The 15,009-nt window shown below is 73.3% G+C and carries 13 protein-coding genes; 9 read left to right on the top strand and 4 right to left on the bottom strand.

Features of this window, described 5'->3' with window-relative positions; translation table 11 throughout:
- Window positions 1-132: 132 nt before the first annotated feature.
- Entirely contained in the window at window positions 133-1,200 is a 1,068-nt protein-coding gene (locus AB0F11_RS21630; protein WP_362176066.1) for an NUDIX domain-containing protein, read from the bottom strand.
- A gap of 85 nt (window positions 1,201-1,285) precedes the next feature.
- A complete protein-coding gene (locus AB0F11_RS21625; protein WP_362176064.1) occupies window positions 1,286-1,909 on the bottom strand; it encodes a LysE/ArgO family amino acid transporter in 624 nt (207 codons plus the stop codon).
- 69 nt (window positions 1,910-1,978) lie between these two features.
- Here AB0F11_RS21625 and AB0F11_RS21620 point away from each other — a divergent pair, with 69 nt between their 5' ends.
- The 8 genes from AB0F11_RS21620 to AB0F11_RS21585 all read left to right on the top strand — a co-directional run bounded on the left by AB0F11_RS21620 (window position 1,979) and on the right by AB0F11_RS21585 (window position 10,676).
- Window positions 1,979-2,905: a LysR family transcriptional regulator ArgP gene (locus AB0F11_RS21620; protein WP_362176061.1), complete on the top strand. Its 927-nt coding sequence runs from the start codon at window positions 1,979-1,981 to the stop codon at window positions 2,903-2,905.
- 9 nt (window positions 2,906-2,914) lie between these two features.
- Window positions 2,915-3,310, top strand: coding sequence for a TOBE domain-containing protein (locus tag AB0F11_RS21615; RefSeq protein ID WP_362176058.1), 396 nt, complete (start codon window positions 2,915-2,917; stop codon window positions 3,308-3,310).
- A 467-nt stretch (window positions 3,311-3,777) separates the two neighbouring features.
- Window positions 3,778-4,860, top strand: a complete 1,083-nt coding sequence (gene corA / locus AB0F11_RS21610) for a magnesium/cobalt transporter CorA (protein ID WP_362176055.1) — start codon at window positions 3,778-3,780, stop codon at window positions 4,858-4,860.
- A 322-nt stretch (window positions 4,861-5,182) separates the two neighbouring features.
- On the top strand, window positions 5,183-5,986 hold the full coding sequence (locus AB0F11_RS21605) for a chitosanase (protein WP_362176243.1): 804 nt from the start codon (window positions 5,183-5,185) through the stop codon (window positions 5,984-5,986).
- Between the two features lie 345 nt (window positions 5,987-6,331).
- Window positions 6,332-6,685 carry a DUF805 domain-containing protein gene (locus tag AB0F11_RS21600; RefSeq protein ID WP_362176052.1) on the top strand — a complete coding sequence of 118 codons (354 nt, stop codon included), beginning with the start codon at window positions 6,332-6,334 and terminating at the stop codon, window positions 6,683-6,685.
- A gap of 233 nt (window positions 6,686-6,918) precedes the next feature.
- Window positions 6,919-9,144, top strand: coding sequence for an NADP-dependent isocitrate dehydrogenase (locus AB0F11_RS21595; RefSeq protein ID WP_362176049.1), 2,226 nt, complete (start codon window positions 6,919-6,921; stop codon window positions 9,142-9,144).
- Window positions 9,145-9,262: 118 nt separating this feature from the next.
- The gene (locus tag AB0F11_RS21590) at window positions 9,263-9,838 is read left to right on the top strand and encodes a GNAT family protein (RefSeq protein ID WP_362176046.1); all 576 of its coding nucleotides are present in this window, start codon (window positions 9,263-9,265) and stop codon (window positions 9,836-9,838) included.
- A gap of 61 nt (window positions 9,839-9,899) precedes the next feature.
- Window positions 9,900-10,676: a hypothetical protein gene (locus tag AB0F11_RS21585; RefSeq protein WP_362176043.1), complete on the top strand. Its 777-nt coding sequence runs from the start codon at window positions 9,900-9,902 to the stop codon at window positions 10,674-10,676.
- A gap of 270 nt (window positions 10,677-10,946) precedes the next feature.
- On the opposite strand, the gene AB0F11_RS21580 is transcribed toward AB0F11_RS21585, so the two are convergent.
- Both AB0F11_RS21580 and AB0F11_RS21575 read right to left on the bottom strand, forming a co-directional pair.
- The gene (locus tag AB0F11_RS21580) at window positions 10,947-11,417 is read right to left on the bottom strand and encodes a hypothetical protein (RefSeq protein ID WP_362176040.1); all 471 of its coding nucleotides are present in this window, start codon (window positions 11,415-11,417) and stop codon (window positions 10,947-10,949) included.
- A gap of 134 nt (window positions 11,418-11,551) precedes the next feature.
- Window positions 11,552-12,895, bottom strand: coding sequence for a DUF2254 domain-containing protein (locus AB0F11_RS21575; RefSeq protein WP_362176037.1), 1,344 nt, complete (start codon window positions 12,893-12,895; stop codon window positions 11,552-11,554).
- Between the two features lie 146 nt (window positions 12,896-13,041).
- On the opposite strand from AB0F11_RS21575, the gene AB0F11_RS21570 reads away from it, so the two are divergent.
- Window positions 13,042-14,706, top strand: coding sequence for a glycoside hydrolase family 71 protein (locus AB0F11_RS21570; protein WP_362176034.1), 1,665 nt, complete (start codon window positions 13,042-13,044; stop codon window positions 14,704-14,706).
- The last annotated feature ends 303 nt before the right edge of the window (window positions 14,707-15,009 follow it).

Raw genomic sequence — 15,009 nt, 5'->3', positions numbered from 1 at the left:
CGCTCGTCCTCACAGGCGAGAGTGGGTGCGGGCGCGGCTGCGCTCCGGTTCGACGATGCGTGAGTCGGGCCCGCCGCCCGCGCGCCACGCCACGATGCCGCCCGGATGGACCAGCGCCGACGCCCGCTCCCGCTACCCGGAGCGCTTCTTCACCGCGGCCGCGGCCGTGTCCTCGGCGACGGCTCCGGCCGGTGCCGGGCGCCCGGCGTGCAGCTCCAGCGGGCCCGTGCCCCGGTCCCGGGCCCGCAGGCACGCCTTGATCTGCCGCCGCAGCGAGGGCTTGACCAGGTTGCGCAACTCGTCGGGGGCCGCGGCGCGCCAGCGCAGCAGCTCGATCGGGGACAGCCGGATCCGGGCGAGGGTGTCGGCCGCCAGTACCCCGCCGTCGTACAGGAAGCGGATCCGGGCCGGCCGGCCGGGCTTGTGGGACCAGTTCACGCCGAGGAGGCGGCCCGGCTCCAGCTCCAGGCCGAGCTCCTCGCGGACCTCGCGGCGGGCCGCCTCGCGCGGGGTCTCGCCGAGGTCGCTGTCGATGCCGCCGCCCGGCAGGTTCCACCGGCCCGGCCGCCCGTACGAGGGCTCCACCAGCAGGACCCGGCCCGCCGCGTCGGTGAACACCACGCTCGCCGCGGTCAGCGCCTTGGGCCGGACCGCCCGGTGGCTCGCGGAGTCCAGGGCCCCGGCGTGCTCCAGCGCCGCCCGGTGCACCGGGTCCAGGCCGGCCGGAGACCCGGTGTGCGGGAACCCGCCGATGAGGTGGGCGACGGTGCCGGCGTTCAGCGCGGCCAGCCCGGCCCGCAGCCGGGCCGCGGCCCGCTTCGGCAGCACCCCGTACGCCTCCTGCGGCGCGAGCCCGCGCCCTGCCGCGGGCAGTTCCGGCGGCAGCGGCCCGGCCAGCCCGACCAGATGGACGTGGACCACGCAGGCGCGCCCGCCCGGCTCCGCCGCAGGCAGCGAGTCCACGACGAGAAGCCGGCCGGCGGGCGGCACGCCCGGGCCCAGCAGCTCCTCCAGGATGCGGTCCAGCCCCTGCTCCGGTGTCTCGGCGCCCGCGAGGAAGCCGCCCGGAAGGTCCGCCTCCGCCCCCTCGGCGCCGGCCGGCACGAGCACCCGCCCGGCCGGGTCCATGACGATCGCGCAGACGGCCACCAGCGGGCCCGGGGCCCCGGCGGGGGCGGGACGGGCGGGACGGTCGGTCACGGCGTGCTCCCGGGGACGTACGGCGAGGGGCGGGGGGCGGGGGTGGCTGGGCCGGAGCCCCGCAGCGACCGTACCGCCCCCGCGGTCAGGCGCCCGCCAGCAGCATTCCGCCCATCGTGACCATGGTCGCCGCGACGAAGCCGTCGAGCACCCGCCAGGCCGCGGGGCGCGCCAGCACACCGCTGAGCAGCCGGGCCCCGTAGCCCAAGGTGCTGAACCAGGTCAGGCTGGCCAGTCCGGCGCCGATGCCGAAGGCCCAGCGCAGGTCGCCGCGGTCGGCGGCCAGCGAGCCCAGCAGCAGGACGGTGTCCAGGTAGACGTGCGGGTTGAGCCAGGTCATGGCCAGACAGGTCAGCACGGCCCGCCGGCGCGAGGCCGCCGCGGCCCCCTCGGTCTCCAGGGCGGCCCCCGGGGTCGGACGCAGCACCCGCCGGGCGGCGAGCACCCCGTAGCAGACCAGGAAGCCGCCGCCCGCGATGCCGACGGCGGTGAGGGCGGCCGGCCAGGCGGTGACGAAGGCGCCGACGCCGGCGACGCCGAGGGCGATGAGGACCGCGTCGGAGACGGCGCAGATGGCGACCACGGCGAGGACGGCGTGGCGGCGCGCCCCCTGCCGCAGGACGAACGCGTTCTGCGCCCCGATGGCGACGATGAGGGAGAGTCCGGTGCCGAAGCCGGCGAGAGCCGCCGTGATGATGCCGTTGGTCATGCGTTCGACCATATGAGCCGCCTGCGGCGCAGTACAGCTAAGGATTTTTACGTACCCTTAGCATTTGTGATGGACGAGCTTCCTCTGGACCAGGTGCGGACCCTGCTCGCGGTGGTGGACGAAGGCACCTTCGACGCCGCCGCGGCCGCGTTGCACGTGACGCCCTCCGCCGTCAGCCAGCGGGTCAAGGCCCTCGAACAGCGGACCGGGCGGGTCCTGCTGATGCGGACCAAGCCGGTGCGGGCCACCGAGTCCGGGCAGGTGGTCGTCCGCTTCGCCCGGCAGCTGGCCCGCCTCGAACGCGATGCGCGGGCCGAGCTCGGCATGGCGCAGGAGGCGGGCGGCCCGGTGCGGCTGCCCATCGCCGTCAACGCCGACTCGCTCGCCACCTGGTTCCTGCCCGCGCTGACCCGGGTGCCGCAGGACCCGCCGGTCTTGTTCGAGCTGCACCGCGAGGACGAGTCCCACACGACGGCCCTGCTGCGCGAGGGCCAGGTGATGGCGGCGGTCACCTCCTCACCCGATCCGGTGGCGGGATGCACCGTGCGCCGGCTGGGCCTGGCGCGCTACCTGCCGGTCGCGAGCCCGGGGTTCGCCGCCCGGCACCTGAGCGGCCGGGGCGGTCTGCCGCGGGCGCTGCGCGAGGCACCGGTGATCGTGTTCGACCGGCGGGACGTGCTGCAGGACACCTTCGTCCGGGCGCTGACGGGGGAGGGCGACGCCGGGGCCGGCGCCGGGCCCCTGCGCCACCACGTGCCCACCTCGGAGGGGTTCTGCGACGCGGTCGCCGCCGGCCTGGGCTGGGGGCTGGTGCCGGAGCCGCAGGCCGCGCCGCTGCTCCGTTCCGGTGGGCTGGAACTGCTCGTGCCGCGGCGGCCGCTGGACGTCCCGCTGTACTGGCAGCAGTGGAAGCTCGACTCGCCGGCGCTGTCGACGGTGGCCGAGGTGGTCGCCGCCGCGGCGGCCGAGGCCCTGCTGCCGCCGGGGTCCCCGTAAGCTGCGGGCATGGACTCCTACACGATCGGCCAGGCGGCGCGGCTGCTCGGCGTGAGCGTCGACACGGCCCGCCGCTGGGCGGACGCCGAACGCTTCCCCACCCGCCGGGAGGGCACCCGGCGGATGGTGGACGGGCCGGACCTGGCCGCGTTCTGCGTGGAGGTCGCGCAGGAGGGCGGCGGCGACGGCGAGGAGGCCCCGTACACCTCGGCGCGCAACGCCTTCCCGGGCATCGTCACCGCGGTCACGCTCGGCGACGTCGCGGCCCAGGTCGAGATCCAGGCCGGACCCCACCGCGTGGTGTCGCTCCTGACCCGCGAGGCGGTGGAGGAGCTGGGCCTGGAGGTCGGCGCCCGCGCCGTGGCCCGCGTCAAGTCCACCAGCGTCTTCGTCGACCGCGCCTGACGCTCCACCGACCTTCGAAGCCGAGGTCCGGCAAATTCAGCCTCGCCGGCGTTTGAGGCGCGGGTTTGGGCCGCAGCCCCAGCAACCCCCACCCCGTCGGCCTTCGCAGCCGGGCCCGGCCATCTCGGCCCCGCCGGCCTTCGAAGCCGGGGTCCGGCCATTCCAGCCTCGCCGGCGTTTGAGGCGCGGGGTTTGGGGCGGAGCCCCGAGGAACCCGGCTCCGCCGGGCACCGGGCTGCGCCCGGACCCTGGCCCCGGACTTCGTCCGGGGGACCTCCACTCAAACGCCGGCGAGGCGAATTGGCCGGACCCCCGTCCAGAGGCAGGCGGCCTGCATCTCGGGGGCGCAAAAGCCGGCGGGGCGAAGGCCCGGTCGCGGCGGGGCCGGACCAGGGGCGGCGGGGGGCCGGCCGGTGGCGGTGGCAGACTGGCCGGTGATCCGCCGAAGGGAAGTCACACCGTTGTCCATGTTCAGCAACCTGCGCCGGGCCGTGCGCCGCGGCTACCGGCGGGCCGTAGACCTCAGCCACCCGGCCCGCTCCCCGCTCGGCAGCGCCGTGGTCAACTGCATCGTCTACGAGGACGGCGTACGCCAGGACGGCTGCGCCGAGGTCGAGGAGGCGCTGCGGCGGGTCCGCAAGACCGGCGACGGGTTCGTCTGGATCGGCCTGCACGAGCCCTCGCAGGAGGAGCTCGCCGGCCTCGCGCAGCTGTTCGGGCTGCACCCGCTCGCCGTCGAGGACGCCGTGCACGCGCACCAGCGCCCCAAGGTGGAGCGGTACGACGACATACTGTTCGCCGTCTTCAAGACCGTGCGCTACGTCGAGCACGAGGAACTCACCGCCACCAGCGAGGTGGTGGAGACCGGCGAACTGATGGCCTTCACCGGCGAGGACTTCGTCATCACCATCCGCCACGGCGGCCGCGGCACGCTCGGCCCGGTCCGCGAGAGCCTGGAGGCGGCCCCGGAGCAACTGGCCAAGGGCCCGGCGGCCGTCCTGCACGCGATCGCCGACCACGTCGTCGACGACTACGTCGCCGTCACCGACGCGGTGCAGAGCGACATAGACGCCGTCGAGACCGCCGTGTTCAGCGAGTCCGGCGGCCGCGGCGACGCGGGCCGCATCTACCAGCTCAAGCGCGAACTGCTGGAGCTGCGCCGCGCGGTGGCCCCGCTGGGCCGGCCGCTGGAGCAGCTGGCCACGCAGCCGATACAGGCGATCCCGGCGGAGGCCCGCGCCTACTTCCGCGACGTCGCCGACCACCTGACCCGGGCGACCGACCAGATCAACGCGTACGACGCCCTCCTGGACTCCATCCTCCAGGCGCACCTCGCCCAGGTGACCGTCGCGCAGAACGAGGACATGCGCAAGATCACGGCGTGGGCGGCGATCGTCGCCGTGCCGACCATGGTCTGCGGGGTCTACGGCATGAACTTCGACCACATGCCGGAGCTGCACTGGACGTACGGCTATCCCGTCGTGCTCGGCGTGATGGGCCTGGCCTGCTTCGCCATCCACCGCGGCTTCCGCCGCAACGGCTGGCTGTGAGAGGGCGGATGACGGAGCGTCCGGCGACCGAGCGTCTGATCTGACCTCCCTCCCGTAGTCGGAACGGGGGCGAAGTGCGCGGCACTTCGCCCCCGTTCTGCTGCGGACGGCCGAATTCCGGTGGGGCTGAGGCCGATCGCAGGGGCTTGAGGCGGCGCAAATCCCAGTAGTAAAGTTTCCTAACGAAGCGCCCGAGCCTCAACTCACCCCTGGAGGCCTTGTGTTCACCCTTCCCCGCACGAAGACCGCGATCGGCGCCGCCCTATTGGGCGGCGTCCTCCTCGCCGCACCGCTGCTCACCGTCCACGCCACCGCAGCCCCAGTGGCGGACGCAGCGGCGGCAAGTGCCGTGCGCACCAAGGCCGTCGGGCTCGACGACCCGGCGAAGAAGGACATCGCGATGCAGATCGTCTCCAGCGCGGAGAACTCCTCGCTGGACTGGAAGGCCCAGTACAAGTACATCGAGGACATAGGCGACGGCCGCGGCTACACCGCCGGCATCATCGGCTTCTGTTCCGGCACCGGCGACATGCTCGACCTCGTCGAGTACTACACCCAGGCCAAGCCGGGCAACGTCCTCGCCAAGTACCTCCCGGCCCTGCGCAAGGTCAACGGCAGCGACTCGCACGCCGGCCTCGACCCGAACTTCACCAAGGACTGGACGAAGGCCGCCCAGGACCCCGAGTTCAGGAAGGCCCAGGACCACGAGCGCGACCGGGTGTACTTCAACCCCGCCGTCAAGCAGGGCAAGTCCGACGGGGTCGGCGTCCTCGGCCAGTTCGTCTACTACGACGCCATCGTCATGCACGGCGACGGCTCCGACTCCACCTCCTTCCGCAACATCCGCAAGCGGGCCCTGTCCAAGGCCAAGCCCCCCGCGCAGGGCGGCAGCGAGACCGCATGGCTGAACGCCTTCCTCGACGCCCGCGTCTGGGCCATGAAGCAGGAGGAGGCCCACAGCGACACCAGCCGCGTGGACACCGCCCAGCGGGTCTTCCTGAAGAAGGGCAACCTCACCCTCGACACCCCGCTCGAATGGAAGGTCTACGGCGACTCCTACCGCATCGGCCAGCCGCCGCCGCGGGGCGTCCTGGCCGGAACCGGCGCGTCCAAGGGCACGGGTTGATGCCTGCGAAGTCGCAGAGCCGTAACGATGTGTGTCCCGACCCCTCGGCCGCGCCGGTCACAACTCCCCTCATACCGGGGAAGTCGCGCACGTCGAACGGCACAAATCGGCTCCCGCGCCTCGTCTGAGGCCTCCCGTCACCCGTATTTCGTCACGTTGTGTGACAACGGACCACCCGTGGGTCCCAAGTGGCGCCCGATAGGGATGTGTTTCGCCGCGGAAGCCTGTGAAAGCGGGCCTTCGGGCGGGTTGTGAAGTGGCTTGACCGCCACGTAAGCGGGGCATAAGTTCTGCCCCGGCTTGCTCCAGCAGGACGGGCCGTCGAACCGTCCTCAGGGGGGACTCGTGCACCACTACACCGACGTTTTGAAGAAGTACGCCGTCTTCTCCGGCCGCGCCCGCCGGCAGGAGTTCTGGATGTTCTTCCTGCTCAACATGGCCGCCGCGATCGTGGTCCTGATCGTCGACAGCATCATCGGCGCCAGCGGGATCCTGTACGGCCTGTACTTCCTGGCCGTCCTCGTCCCGACCATCGCCCTCACCGTGCGCCGCCTGCACGACCTCGGCAAGTCCGGCTGGTGGTACTTCATCGGCCTCGTCCCCCTGGTCGGCGGCATCTGGCTGCTCGTCCTCCTCGCGACCGAGGGTCAGCCGCAGCCGAACCAGTACGGCCCGAACCCGAAGGCCGTCCAGGCCTGATCTGCCGCCCGCAGGCACGCCGCAGCGCCCGAGCGCCGCACCGGCTGGAAACAGCCGGTGCGGCGCTCGCGCCGTTCCCGGCCGACTCTTGCCCGCCCCCACCCGCCACGCAGGGTGACACGCGTCTCGTCCGGCTTGTCGGCAGGGGCTGTCCAGATGGGCCCGATCACGAGATATCTTGATGTCGAGCAATGTTGCAGACGAGAGACGCAGACTGTGGAGCGGAGCATCCGGTGACTGACTCGACCATCATCTACACGCACACTGACGAGGCCCCGGCCCTCGCGACGTATTCCTTCCTGCCTGTGATCCAGGCCTACGCGTCGACGGCCGGTGTGAATGTCGAGACCCGTGACATCTCCCTGGCCGGTCGCATCATCGCCAGCTTCCCGGAGCACCTCGAGGAGGGCCAGCGCATCGCCGACGCCCTCGCCGAGCTCGGCGAGCTGGCGAAGACGCCGGAAGCCAACATCATCAAGCTGCCCAACATCTCGGCCTCGATCCCGCAGCTGAAGGCCGCGATCGCCGAGCTCCAGGGCCAGGGCTACGCGCTCCCGGACTACCCGGACGACCCGAAGACCGACGAGGAGCGCGAGATCCGCGCCCGCTACGACAAGGTCAAGGGCAGCGCCGTCAACCCGGTCCTGCGCGAGGGCAACTCCGACCGCCGCGCCCCCGGCTCGGTGAAGAACTACGCCAAGGCCCACCCGCACCGCATGGGCGCCTGGACCTCCGAGTCCAAGACCAACGTGGCCACGATGGGCGAGAACGACTTCCGGTCCACCGAGAAGTCCGCCGTCATCGCCGAGGCCGGCGCCCTGCGCATCGAGCACGTCGCCGCCGACGGCGCCGTCACCGTGCTGCGCGAGTCCGTACCGGTCCTGGCCGGCGAGGTCGTCGACGCCTCCGTCATGCGCGTCGACGCCCTGCGCACCTTCCTCTCCGAGCAGGTCGCCCGCGCCAAGGCCGAGGACGTGCTGTTCTCCGTGCACCTCAAGGCCACGATGATGAAGGTCTCCGACCCGATCGTCTTCGGCCACGTCGTGCGCGCCTTCTTCCCGCAGACCTTCGCCAAGTACGGCGAGGTCCTGGTCGCCGCCGGCCTGTCCCCGAACGACGGCCTCGGCGCGATCCTGAACGGCCTGGAGTCCATCCCGCACGGCCTCGGCGCCGAGATCAAGGCCTCCTTCGACGCCGAGCTCGCCGAGGGCCCGGCCCTGGCCATGGTCGACTCGGACAAGGGCATCACCAACCTGCACGTCCCGTCCGACGTCATCGTCGACGCCTCCATGCCGGCCATGATCCGCACCTCCGGCCACATGTGGGGCCCGGACGGCCAGGAGGCCGACACCCTCGCCGTCCTCCCGGACAGCAGCTACTCCGGCGTGTACCAGGCCGTCATCGAGGACTGCCGCGCCCACGGCGCCTTCGACCCGTCCACCATGGGCTCCGTCCCGAACGTCGGCCTGATGGCGCAGAAGGCCGAGGAGTACGGCTCCCACGACAAGACCTTCGAGATCGCCGCCGCCGGCACGGTCCGCCTGGTCGACGCCGCCGGCAATACCGTCCTGGAGCAGGAGGTGTCCGAGGGCGACATCTTCCGCGCCTGCCAGACCAAGGACCTGCCGATCCAGGACTGGGTCAAGCTCGCCGTCACCCGCGCCCGCGCCACCGGCGCCCCGGCCGTCTTCTGGCTCGACGAGACCCGCGCCCACGACGCGCAGCTGATCGCCAAGGTCAACACCTACCTCGCCGACCACGACACCGAGGGCCTGACCATCAAGGTCCTCTCCCCGGTCGAGGCCACCAAGTTCTCCCTGGAGCGCATCCGCCGCGGCGAGGACACCATCTCGGTCACCGGCAACGTCCTGCGCGACTACCTGACCGACCTCTTCCCGATCCTGGAGCTGGGCACCAGCGCCAAGATGCTGTCGGTCGTCCCGCTGATGGCGGGCGGCGGCCTCTTCGAGACGGGCGCCGGTGGCTCCGCCCCGAAGCACGTCCAGCAGCTGGTCAAGGAGAACTACCTGCGCTGGGACAGCCTGGGCGAGTTCTTCGCCCTCGCGGCCAGCTTCGAGCACCTCGCCACCACCACGGGCAACGCCCGCGCCCAGGTGCTGGCCGACACCCTCGACCGCGCGACCGGCACCTTCCTCAACGAGGACAAGTCGCCGACCCGCCGCGTCGGCGGCATCGACAACCGCGGCAGCCACTTCTACCTGGCCCTGTACTGGGCCCAGGAGCTGGCCGCGCAGAGCGACGACGCCGCGCTGGCGTCCGCGTTCGCCCCGCTCGCGAAGACCCTGGCCGAGCAGGAGCAGAACATCGTCGCCGAGCTGATCGCGGTCCAGGGCTCCCCGGCCGAGATCGGCGGCTACTACCAGCCCGACCCGGCCAAGGCCGCGGCCGTCATGCGCCCGTCCGCGACCTTCAACCAGGCGATCGCGACCCTGGCGTAAGGACCCGCAGCACAGGTCAGGGGTTCCGCCCCGGTCGGCAGCCGCCGGCCGGGGCGGACCCGTGTCCGCATCGGAAACCCGCTTGCGGCCGGTGCCCGCGCGGGGTTACGAAGACCCGGTGATCCAGGGACGACTGGCCGGGCTGCGCGCCCGGCACGCCGACGACGTCGCCGTACTCCACGCCGAGCTGTACGAGGACGTGCCGACCCGCTCGCGCGCCGACTCGCGGCCGTGGCGGCCGCTGCCCGCCGACGGCGGGCACTCCCCGTACGAGTCCGCGGCCCCGGCCGACCACGCGGCGGTGTTCTCCGTCGTCGACCGCGCCTCCGGCGAGCTCGCGGGAGAGGCCCTGCTGTGGGGCATCGACACCCACAACCGCAGCGCCCACCTCGGCATCTCGCTGCGCCCCGGCAGCCGAGGCCGGGGGATCGGCGCGGAGGTCGTGCAGCTGCTGTGCCACTACGGGTTCACCGTGCGCGGGCTGCACCGGCTCCAGGTGGACACCCTCGCCGACAACACCGCGATGATCGGCGCCGCCCGGCGGGCCGGATTCACCCTGGAGGGGACCCTGAGGCGCTCGGCCTGGGTGTCGGGGGCCTTCGTCGACGAGGTGGTCCTGGGCCTGCCGGTCGACGAGTGGCAGCAGCCGAACGACCGCGACGACCACGACGACCACCACGACCGCCAACTGTGAGCACTGGCGCAGCAGTTGCAGTTGCGTTAGCGTGCCGCCGGGGGTCGTGGGGGGAGACCGGGTGGCACGTCGGCGTCGCGACGAGAGGTCCCGCGGGGGCCGTCTGCTGACGGGCGGTGCCGTGGCCCTCGCGGGCTGCCTGCTGTCGCTGCCGGCCGTCCTGCCGGACCTGGGCGGCGTGTCGGTGACGGGGCCTGAGAGGTGGACCCTGCTGTACGGCGTCCCCGTCGCGATGGCCCTCGTCCTGGCCGCCGTCGCCGGGCGGGGCGCGCGGTTCGTGTGGTGGCTCTTCCTCGTCCGGACGGCGGTCCTGCTCGCCGTGGCCGCCTGCGCCGTCCTCGCCGTCGAGGCACGGGTGGCGGGGCAGCCGGGGAACGTACGGGCCACGGCCGAGGGCGCCGCCGCGGGGCTGGCCGCGCTCGTCGTCCACCTGGGCGTGCGGGGGTGGGACAGGCGGCGCGGGGCGCGGCCGCTGCCCGGCGAGGTGTGGCTGGCCATGGTGCCGCTGCGGGAGGACCCCGAGCGGCAGCTGCGGCACTACTGCGTGGTGCTGGACATCGGCTCCGGCGCCGCCCGCGTCGCCCAGATCACCAGCAAGGACAAGGACGGGCGCCGCGACCACATCCGGATCCCGAACGACGGCTGGGACAAGGTGTCCGGCCGGGCGCACTGGGTGGAGATCGGGCGGGAGCCGCGGGTGGTGCCGTACCGGAGGTTCCTCAAGTCCCGCCCCCAGGGCCGCTGCCCGGCCGGCGTCTGGACCCAACTCCAGTCCCGCCGCCCGGCCCCGCCCCCACCCCCACCCCTGAAACGCTTCCTGTCCCGCCTCCGCAGCTGACCCCGGCCACTTCATCCCCTGCCGGCTTCCTCAGCCGGGCCATTCCAGCCCCGCCGGCGTTTGAGGCGCGGGGTTTGGGGCGGAGCTCCAGGCAACCCGGCTCCGCCGGGTACCGGGCTCTGCCCGGACCCGCGCCTCAATCGCCGGCGAGGCTGGTTTTGCCGGGCCCAGGCTTCGCTTTCGAAGCGGTGGGCAAATTCAGCCCCGCCGGCGTTTGAGGCGCGGGGTTTGGGGCCGGGCCCCAAGGGACCCGGCTTCGCCGGGCAGCCGTTACAGGCGGTGGACGCGTTCCGCGGGGAGGCACAGGGGGAGGCGCCCGGCGGCCAGGATGCGGACGCCGGGGGCCGCGTCGAGCAGGCCGCGGAGCCAGGCCCTCGCGGCAGGGGTCAGCAGGTCGGCCCCGTCCAGGACCAGCAGGATGTCCCGCTCGGCCAGCCAGGACACGGCGTTCGCCGTCCCACACCCCGGCACACACCCCAGCGCAGCCGTCAGCTCCCGCACCCCGAAGGCCCGGTCGAGGGCCACGACGGCCACTCCGTCGCAGAAGTTCGACGACAGCCGCGCAGCGATCTCCCGCACCAGCAGGCTCCGCGGTTCCCGGAACCGCCCGGTGACGGTGAGCACCCGGCCGCGCCGCACGGCGGTGAGCAGTCGGGACAGCTCGGCGGACGTCGCCGGCAGCGTTCCGGCGCGCCCCGGTTCCCTCATCGGCACGATGCCCCCCATTGCATGCGTGTCCATGGCGCGGCCCAGGGTTCCTTCGCGCCGCGTAGCGACGATTATGCGCCAGCACCGCGACAGGACCAGGGGAATGGCACATTCCGTATCACCGCCCACCGCACCGCCCCCACCGCCCGCCCCGCACGGGACACCGCTCAGCCGATGCCCTGCCGATCAGGCTGCAGCGCGAACGCCGCGCGCAGCGGACTCGGCGCGGCCGTCCACACGGCCTCCTCCAGCAGGTCCCGATGGCGCCGGACCGGCTCCCGCCGCTCCGGCGGGGCGAGCTGCTCCAGATCGTCCAGGCAGGCCGCGATCCGCCGGGTGACCTGCACCGACCCCACCCCGTAGTCCCGGATCTCGGTGAGAGCCAGGTCCAGCAGCTCCGGCCAGCTCGGCAGCGTCTCCACCAGCCGCACCGCGCCGCCCCGGCCGCGGTGGTGGGCCCGCCCCAGCGGCTGCCCCGCCAGCGCGGTCAGCAGCACCTGGATCCGGTCCAGCGACTGCACCGCCGTGGTGGGGTCGTTGACCGCCGGCGACAGGGCGCGGGCCGCGATGTCCGCGAGCTGGCGGATCCCGAACGAGAGGTCCTGCTCGGTGGTGCGCTCCGCCCCGATGTCCAGTGCCGCCTGCAGCGCGTCGTCCGACGGCGTCGGCCCGCCGGTGACCCGGAACAGCGGCGTGTACGGCACCAGGAAGTCCCCGATCCGCGGGATCAGGTGCAGCACCAGCCCGGCGCGCTCGGCCAGCGCCACCAGCCGCTCCACGTCCACGGCCTGCAGCACGCCGGGCCGCCAGACGTGCAGCACCACGCTGCCGCCCGGATCCGGCGGCGGATCGGCCTCCGGTTCGCCGTCCTGCCCCGGCAGCGTCGGCTCGGCGCTCTCGCGGATCAGCGCGAGGCTCTCCTCACCGACGTGGTCCATGACGTACGTGACCCGCATCAGCCGGATGGTGGAGTGCACGTAGACGACGAACAGCACGAGGCTGAGCACCACGAAGCCCATGGCGAGCGAAGCGCCCACGTACGGCACCACGGCATCGGCCGCACCGGCCGAAGCCGTGTACTCCTTCTGGAGCCGCAGCGTGTAGAGGAAGGTGCACAGGAACACCGCAAGGGTCAGCTTCGTGACCCGGCTCTCGACGTACAGCCGCAGGACGCGCGGCGAGAACTGGCCGGCGGCCATCTGCAGCGCCACGAGGGTGATCGAGAAGACAACGCCGATGAACGTCAGCATCGCCGAGCTCATCGACGTGACCGCGCCCTTGGCCGAGGCCCCGAGGTCCGCAGCGGTCCGCAGGAACCACAGGTCGGCGAGGTCGACGGCGGTCCACCGCGCGTCGAGGTCGTGGATGAACGTGTCGGTCTGCACGACCGCCGTGGCCAGTAACCAGCCCAGCAGCAGCCCCGCGAACGGAACGAAGAGGAAGGAGTTGCGCATGCGTTTGCGCAGCGTCGGGAACGGACCGCGGCTGCGCCGCACGACGGTCATCGCCATGCATGTCAAGTTAGCCCCGGCAGGGCGGCGGACGCGGCTACGCTGCACCGCGCGCCGTACGTGCCGCGGTTGTCCGGCAGCCGCTCATCGGCTCTACTGCTCTTCGGCCCGGTACGCGGGGCACGTTCGAGGGGGAGGCGGCGGCGATGACGGCGGACCGGACGCAGACGAAACGGGCCGCGCACCGGCGCCGCCGCGGCTTTCACGGCCGGCCCCTGGTGACCTTGCTCCTGGCGGTGTTCCTCCTCGGGGTCTGCGCCGCCACCGGCATCGCCGGGGACCCCTTCACCGCCGGCTCGGGGCGGGGAGCCGGCGCCGCGCCCCGCACCGGCGGGCCCCGGTCCGCCGGCCCGGACACCGGCGCCGCCCCCGGCCCCGCCGCCCCGGACGCGGGCGACACCGCCGACCAACGGCCTGCGGACGCCCTGCCGTTCGACCTGCCCGAACCGACCGCACTGCGCGCCGCCGCCGGACCCGGCCGGAAGCTGGTGTTCGCCCACTACTTCACTCCGTACCCGCTCTCCCTCGACAACGCGAGGGCCGACGAGGACTACTACACCCGCCACTACCTCGACCCCGCCGGCGAGAACGGCAAGCACCGCAGCTACGGCGGCCTGCTGCGCGACCGGCCGCTGCCCGTCCGGCCCAAGGGCGGCGACTGGGAACTGGCCAACCTCCGCCAGGAGGTGCGCACCGCCCGCGCAGCCGGCCTCGACGGGTTCACCCTCGACCTGCTGTCCCTGTCCGGCCCGCACTGGCAGCGGGCCAACCTGCTGCTCCAGGCCGCCCGTTCCGTCGACCCCGCCTTCACGGTCATGCTGATGCCGGACATGACCTCCCTGACCACCGACGACCCGGCCGTGCTCGCCGACGCCGTCGCCGCCCTCGGCAGGGCGCCGGCCGCCCACCGCCTCGGCGACGGCCGGCTCGTCGTCTCCCCGTTCAAGGCGGAGGCGAAGGACCCGGCCTGGTGGCAGAGGTTCGCGGACCTGATGCAGTCCCGGCACGGCATCCGTACCGCCCTCGTCCCGACGTTCCTCGACTTCGAGGCCCACCACGCCCGGTTCGCGCCGATCAGCCACGGCTTCTCCGAGTGGGGCTCGCGCAGCTACACCGGCCAGGACGGCGCCACCCGCAACGCGCAGCGGACGCACGCCGCGGGCAGGATCTGGATGCAGCCGGTGTCCGTCCAGGACGCCCGCCCCAACCAGGGCGTCTACGACGAGGCCGGCAACACCGCCACCCTGCGCGCCACCTGGAACCACGCCATCGACGACGGCGCCGACTGGGTCCAGCTGACCACCTGGAACGACTACTCCGAAGGCAGCCAGTTCGCGCCCTCCCTGCACAACGGCCACGCCTACCTCGACCTCACCTCGTACTACCTCACCCGGTTCAAGACCGGCAGCTGGCCGCGGATCGTCCGGGACACCTTGTACATGTCCTCCCGCACCCAGTTCGCGGCCGCCGCCCCCACCGGCGGCCAGTCGCTGCGGATGTCCCTGCGCAAGGGCAGCGCCGCGTCCCGCGACACGGTGGAGGTGCTCAGCTTCCTGACCGCCCGGGCGACCGTACGCACGCGGACGGGCCCGGCCGAGGAGGCGTACGAGGCCCCGGGCGGAGTCCACTCCGCGCTGCTGCCGCTGCGCCCGGGGACCAGCTCGGCGGTCGTCGTCCGCGACGGGGAGGTCGGCGCCGCGGCGGAGCTGCCCTACCCGGTGGAGGGCACGACCACCGTCCAGGACCTCCAGTACCACGCCACCACCAGCGGCCGCCGACAACCGGCCCAACCCACCCCCACCGACACCTGAGCCCCAGGCCCTGCCGACTCCGCCCCTGCCCCCCTCAGAGCGGCACGGGACCTACCGGCCCACAGCCCCGCCTTCCCTTTCGAAGCCGAGGGGTCGGCAATTCCAGCCTCGCCGGCGTTTGAGGCGCGGGGTCTGGGGCGGAGCCCCAGGAATCCCGGCTCCGCCGACCCCTGTGACGGGGGTCCGGCACATCCAGCCTCGCCGGCGTTTGAGGCGCGGGGTCTGGGGCGGAGCCCCAGCAAGGCCGGGCGCAGCCCCCGGCCCGCAGCTGGGCCAGGGGCTGGCGCGTCCCGCCCCAGCCGA

Source organism: Streptomyces sp. NPDC032472, assembly GCF_040636955.1.
Taxonomy (GTDB): domain Bacteria; phylum Actinomycetota; class Actinomycetes; order Streptomycetales; family Streptomycetaceae; genus Streptomyces.
Note: the sequence above shows the minus strand (reverse complement) of the source record. Positions and strands in the feature narration are given on the sequence as shown.

Coding starts and splice junctions, on each gene's coding strand:
- AB0F11_RS21580 (WP_362176040.1), bottom strand. CDS start 11,417: ATGGACACGCATGCAATGGGGGGCATCGTGCCGATGAGGGAACCGGGG.
- AB0F11_RS21620 (WP_362176061.1), top strand. CDS start 1,979: ATGGACGAGCTTCCTCTGGACCAGGTGCGGACCCTGCTCGCGGTGGTG.
- AB0F11_RS21575 (WP_362176037.1), bottom strand. CDS start 12,895: ATGGCGATGACCGTCGTGCGGCGCAGCCGCGGTCCGTTCCCGACGCTG.
- corA (WP_362176055.1), top strand. CDS start 3,778: ATGTTCAGCAACCTGCGCCGGGCCGTGCGCCGCGGCTACCGGCGGGCC.
- AB0F11_RS21625 (WP_362176064.1), bottom strand. CDS start 1,909: ATGACCAACGGCATCATCACGGCGGCTCTCGCCGGCTTCGGCACCGGA.
- AB0F11_RS21570 (WP_362176034.1), top strand. CDS start 13,042: ATGACGGCGGACCGGACGCAGACGAAACGGGCCGCGCACCGGCGCCGC.
- AB0F11_RS21615 (WP_362176058.1), top strand. CDS start 2,915: ATGGACTCCTACACGATCGGCCAGGCGGCGCGGCTGCTCGGCGTGAGC.